Annotated in this window: 2 protein-coding genes; both read left to right on the top strand. The window is 67.0% G+C overall.

What is annotated here, in order from left to right; genetic code table 11:
• Nucleotides 1–582, top strand: a 582-nt coding sequence (locus VD811_02310; protein ID HXV19807.1) for a CHRD domain-containing protein, incomplete at its 5' end; no start/stop codon positions are given.
• Nucleotides 583–708: 126 nt separating this feature from the next.
• Nucleotides 709–2,742, top strand: a complete 2,034-nt coding sequence (locus VD811_02305; protein HXV19806.1) for a cytochrome c peroxidase — start codon at nt 709–711, stop codon at nt 2,740–2,742.
• The last annotated feature ends 280 nt before the right edge of the window (nt 2,743–3,022 follow it).

The following is a 3,022-nucleotide window of genomic DNA, read 5'->3' as shown; positions in this document are numbered from 1 at the left end:
GGCACCACCTCCCACCCCACCGCCAACAGCGTGACCCTCTTCGGCGGGCCGAGGGCGGCGCTTGCCCCGGCGCTGGATGTCGTTTCCGAGGCCACCGGCAGCGTCGCCTTGCGGGTGACCGGCCCAACCAGCATCGAATTCCAGGTGAAGGTCGATCCCCTTCCCGCCACCCCCATCACCGCGATCAACATCCACACCGGCCCGCCGGGGGGGACCGGCTCGGCGTTCTTCCAGCTCTTCAACAGCTTTGTCCAGGGCACCTTCACTGGCACCGTTAGCGGCACCCTTAGCAACTTCAATCTGGTGCCGCGGCCGGCCCAGGGGATTTCCAGCTTTGCCGACGCCATCAACGCCATCAACAGCGGCAACGCTCACGTCCGCGTCGTGACCGGCGCCAACCCGACGGGCGAGCTCAGCGGTCTGTTCGTCCGGCCGCAGATCGGCACCGCGCCGGTAGCCGCGGACGGCACCTGGACCTTCCGCGGGAAATCCCGCTTTGCTCCGGGCGGCCTGGCACCCAGTGTGAGCGGGACTTCGGCCAACGGCGTCTCGACCTTCGGCGTGCCGCTGCAGGTGCGCTGACGGATGTCGGTGTAGGGGCGACCCGCTGGGTCGCCCTGGGCGAGGCAGCGCCTCGCCCCTACGGACCGATACAGTTTTTTTCAAACAGTAAATGTGCACATGCAACACCCACCAAGGGAGAATCGTATGAAGTCATGGATGCGCAACCCGGGCACGATGTCGCTGGCCTTTGCGGCGGCGCTGCTGGCCGTGCTGCTGCCGGCCACCGCGGTGCGCGAGGCGCAGGCGCAGGTTGCGCCCTCGTCATCGCTCAAAACCGTCCCGGTTCCCGAGCCGGCCAACCTGGCCCGCTTCGTCAAGGACAAGGATGCCGCCATTCGCCTGGGCAAGGCGCTCTTCTGGGACATGCAGCTCGGCAGTGACGGGCTGATGGCCTGTGCCAGCTGCCACTTTCACGCCGGCACCGACAACCGTGCCAAGAACACCCTGAGGTTCGGTGCCAACGGCGTGTTCGACGTCAAAGGCCCCAACGGGACGCTTACCACCGCCGACTTCCCCTTCCACCAGATGGTGAACCCCGATGACCGCGGCACCGGCGGCCTTGACCCCGACGACCCGGCCGTCCTGCGCAGCGTCGACGACGTGGTCGGCGCCCAAGGGGTGCCGCGCACCCAACTGGTCGGCATCACCGAGGGACAGGCTGTAGACCGCGGCCGAACTCTGCGCGATACCCCCTTCGCCAGCAACGGCCGCAACGTCCGCCAGGTCACCGGCCGCAACTCGCCGACGATCATCAACGCGGTCTTCAACTTCGCCAACTTCTGGGACGGCCGCGCCAACCACAACTTCAACGGCGTCAATCCCTTCGGGGTGCAGGACGCCGATGCCACCGTCTGGCTGAACAGCGGAGGAGCATTGACTCCGCTCAGCCTGGTCAATGCCGACGACCCGGCCAACCAGCTCGACAATGCCAGCCTCGCTTCCCAGGCCGTGGGACCGCCGGGTGACTCAACCGAGATGTCCTGGGCCGGCCGCTCCTGGCCCGAGATCGGCCGCAAGATGCTCTCTCTGCGCCCCCTGGCCAAGCAGGCGGTCCATCCCCAGGACAGCCGTCTGGGCCCCCTGCGCCATCCGAGCGGGCAGGGCCTGGCCACCACCTACGCGGCGATGATCCAGGGTTCCTTCGTGAATGAGTTCTGGGACGGCGCCGGCACGGTGACCGGCGGCTTCACCCAGATGGAGGCCAACTTCTCCCTCTTCTTCGGACTGGCGGTGCAGCTCTACGAGGCGACCCTGGTGTCCGACGATACGCCCTTCGACCGCTTCGCCGAAGGGAACCTCGCCGCCCTGTCGGAGAGCGCCCAGCGCGGCCTCACCCTCTTCCTCTCGGGCGGCATCGGTTGCTTCAACTGTCACGTCGGTGCCGAGTTCACCTCCGCCACCGTCAGCATGGCCAAAAATCCCGAGGAGCCCGGCGTCGTCGAAACCATGAACATGGGGAACGGCGGCGCGGCGACCTACGACATCGGCTTCTACAACATCGGCGTCACCCCGACGGCCGCCGATCTCGGCCGCGGCGGCAACGACCCCTTCGGCAACCCGCTCGCCTTCTCCCGGCAGCGGCAGATTGCCAACGGCAATGCGCCGGGTACCCTGACATTCGATACCCGTTTCGTTCCGGACCAGGGATGCGTCCCCGACCTGCTGGGCAACCCGCCGCTGGTCTGCCCCCCCAACCTGAGCACCATCACCCGGACGGCGGTCAACGGCAATTTCAAGACGCCGACCCTGCGCAACGTCGAGCTGACCGGTCCCTACATGCACAACGGCGGGATGGCGACCCTGATGCAGGTGGTCGATTTCTACACCCGCGGCGGCAATTTCCACGATGCGAACATCGCTGACCTCGATCCGTTCATCGTCGACCTCAACGGCCTTAAGGGCAACGAGGCAGAACAGCGGGCGCTGGTCGACTTCCTGCTCGCCTTGACCGACGAGCGGGTGCGCCAGGAGTCGGCCCCCTTCGACCATCCGCAGCTCTTCGTGGCCGAGGGGCATGTGAGCAGCGTTCCCGGCAACCCCAAACGCACCCGGCTGCTCGCCGACAACCTGCGCGAGATCCCGGCCGTCGGTGCCCCCGGCCGGGCGGCCCAGGGATTGCCGCCGCTGCGGCCGTTCCTGAACGAGGGCGGCGACCCGAACTTCCACTACCAGCCGTGAGCGGCAGGGCAGGGTAGAGAACGACAGAGAAGATCAGCGATTGCAAAGTAGATAAAGGGAAAATTCTTTCATGCAGACTCAAACCGCAAAAGGAGACGTCATCATGAACCGCTACAGAATGTTATTTCCGGGGCTCATCGCGGCACTGACCCTGACCCTCGCGGCCTGTGGTGGCGGCGGTGGTGGGGGAGGGGGCGGCGGAGGCGGTGGCGGGCCCACCGCAGAACTGGCCGGCGGCGGCAGCACCTTCAGCACTGCCGTGGCGCTCAACGGCGGCACT

This window comes from Desulfuromonadales bacterium (assembly GCA_035620395.1).
Lineage (GTDB): Bacteria > Desulfobacterota > Desulfuromonadia > Desulfuromonadales > DASPGW01 > DASPGW01.
Note: the sequence above shows the minus strand (reverse complement) of the source record. Positions and strands in the feature narration are given on the sequence as shown.

Excerpts from the sequence above, each read along its gene's own strand:
- VD811_02305 (HXV19806.1), top strand. The coding sequence starts at position 709 with ATGAAGTCATGGATGCGCAACCCGGGCACGATGTCGCTGGCCTTTGCG.